The sequence below is a fragment of the Metabacillus niabensis genome, assembly GCF_902829255.1.
GTDB lineage: Bacteria > Bacillota > Bacilli > Bacillales > Bacillaceae > Metabacillus > Metabacillus niabensis.
On the sequence record NZ_CADEPK010000456.1, the window covers coordinates 1 to 2,552 of the forward strand.

The 2,552-nt window shown below is 35.9% G+C and carries 2 protein-coding genes and 1 pseudogene; 2 read left to right on the top strand and 1 reads right to left on the bottom strand.

The genetic code is table 11. The features are described 5' to 3' along the window. Positions 1-165 precede the first annotated feature (165 nt). A complete protein-coding gene (locus tag HU235_RS24640) occupies positions 166-414 on the top strand; it encodes a YueH family protein (protein ID WP_174881906.1) in 249 nt (82 codons plus the stop codon). Positions 415-473: 59 nt separating this feature from the next. Here the strand turns inward: HU235_RS24640 and hpaB are convergent, their stop codons facing one another. Beyond that, positions 474-1,913, bottom strand: coding sequence for a 4-hydroxyphenylacetate 3-monooxygenase, oxygenase component (gene hpaB, locus HU235_RS24645; RefSeq protein ID WP_174881907.1), 1,440 nt, complete (start codon positions 1,911-1,913; stop codon positions 474-476). A 495-nt stretch (positions 1,914-2,408) separates the two neighbouring features. On the opposite strand from hpaB, the pseudogene HU235_RS25255 reads away from it, so the two are divergent. Further along, a pseudogene (locus HU235_RS25255) lies at positions 2,409-2,552 on the top strand (hypothetical protein); the annotation flags it as partial.

Sequence of the window (2,552 nt, forward strand, 5' to 3'; positions counted from 1 at the left end):
TGAGGATCGACAGCACGTGGAAAAGGACATCTGTTGCTGAATATTGACACTCCGAAAAGGAACTAACTTATCAAATCACAGATTTTCAGCAACACGAACCATGCTGGAGAATACTGAAAAACAAGAGGGAATCAGTTATAATAAATGATGGAAAGGGTGAACAAAATGAAAATAAGAAAAGCGAATGTACAAAATGGTGATCAATTTATTACAAACGTATACATATATGAAAATAAAAAAGAGGAATATAGTTTAATTGCAGTACCTGAAATAGAATGGTCAACGATTGTTGAATATGAAGAAAGTCGTGACCATTTACGTGAAAGATTGCACAACTCACTTGCAAAAGCTGTGAAAGATGAGGTTGCAGAGGAGCTAGCTACGAAAATGGTATATTGGGTAGGAGAAATGTAAAAGGGAAAAAATCATCATCCAACAGAAACCATTTGGATGATGATTGAACGAATATTACATCACGATGATAAAAAGTCCTCAACCTGTCTTATATATTCATCTCTAGGATACCCATTATACAATGTTCCAGCAAGCTTGATTGGATCACCAAAAAAGTAGCGTTCATATTGTGTTTGTCTAGTACCAAATGAGCTCATTGTTAAATCCCAGACAAGGCGAAATAGCTTTGTTTTTTCGACTGCACTACATGCATTTCCTTGAAAATAATTGTCTATATCATCGGCAAGCTCTGATTGAAAGTCCTCCTCGGCTGGAATCGCCATCAGTCCACCAGCTCCAATCAACTGTAGGATTTCACTCATTCTAGGATAAAGTGTTGGAAATGTATTTATCGCAACATAAAGGGGGTGAACATTTGGAGTTATTGTCCCCCATTGATCCTCTTTTGCATGAAGCTCAGCACGCTCCAACAATGCCTTCATCGTCTCTAAACCGATAATCATTTCACTTATTTTTTCTTTAATATGCTGATAATCGGATAAATCTAAGGAATTGACCATCTTTTGTGCAAGTCCAAGGATGAATTCTGTTTTAACAATTTGCCTAATGACAACCTGATGTAAAGCATGTGCAGTAAAGCTGCTTTTAGAAAACAATTCGTAAGCAATATCCTGCCTATTATGGAAAAAGACTCGATCCCAAGGTACGAGCACATTGTCAAAAATAATCATTGTTTCCATTTCGTGAAAGCGGGAGGAAAGTGGATAATTAAAAGCTGAATCTCCTTTGTAAAAGCTTTCACGACAAATAAATTTCAATCCTTCTGTATTCGTCGGGATTGAAAAACTAAAGGCGTAATCATCATCTCCTAGTTTACTTCCTGATGGGAAAATGAGAACCTCATCTGTCATCCCACCTTGAGTTGCGAGAAGTCGCGCTCCTTTAACAATCAGACCATCTGAAGTTTTTGCAATAACCTTTGCGGCAATTGGCTCTGTTGAAGGCTTTTCATTCTGGTAAGAACGATTAACCTGTGGATTAATAAAGCTATGTGTAAACGAATAATCGTGCTCACGTGCATGTTCATATAAACGAAGGAGGTTTTCACTAAACGATTTCTCTTGCTTTGTAAGAATAGGTGAAGCAGTAGCTAGAGTCATTAATACAGTATTTAAATAATCAGGTGTTCTCCCCATCATTCCTAACGTTTTCCTTGCCCACACGTTCATCATATAGCGACGCCGTTCCAAATCCTCTTTTGTTTTCGGCTGTAAAAAAGAGATGCCAACCGGTTCTTTTGATAACGGGGAGGGAAAGGTCATTTTCTCTATGAGGTCTGGATGGAGCTGTAAATCATATAAAGAAGCCTTTGTTTGCATAGCACCTTTATAATCTGGATGGTCGCTAAGCTTCCCAGTTACTTTTTTTCCTCTAATCCATACATTTGGCTGCATTTCATTTATACGTGATAAATATTGTTCTCCACTAATGGCAGGCAAAAGCATTCACTCCTTACCAAATTAATCCATGTAACACTATATGCATTGATTGTAAAAAGTGATGAATATAATCATAAAATGATGTAAGAAAATGTTGAACAATAATTAAAGGAATGTTGCTATCTTTGGAGGAATAAGGTAGTAAAGAAAGGAAAAAGTAATTTGTAAGCGCTTACCTAATGTTTAAATGCAAACACCATGGAAAGGATATTACTAAAAGGGCATTTATGAAAGGTGTGAGTGGTGTGCAAGAAGAAAACTTTTTTAAAGGAATGGTTTGGGCGACATTATTAAGTATACCGTTATGGCTATCATTTTTTGGTTGGATCAAAATGACGATAAACCTTATGAAATATTTATAATCGATTTCGTTCATCTTAAGCTCCTTCCTAGAGTGATTTTTCTCATATATTAGAAAAAAAGTTATTTATTTATAGTTTTATATAGTAAAATAGGTTTAAAACGATCGGCTTATTTGTCTTTGGGGGTTTTCTAATGGAAGTCTTTGTCGCAAAACAACCTATTTTTAATAAAAATGAGGAAGTTATTGCCTATGAACTTTTATATAGAGGGAGTCAGGAAAATATTTTTCCAGATATCGACGGGGATCAAGCTACAACAGAGGTTATTATTAATAGC

What these genes read in the sequence shown, in the direction of transcription:
- HU235_RS24640 (WP_174881906.1), top strand. Translation starts at nt 166, where the DNA reads ATGAAAATAAGAAAAGCGAATGTACAAAATGGTGATCAATTTATTACA.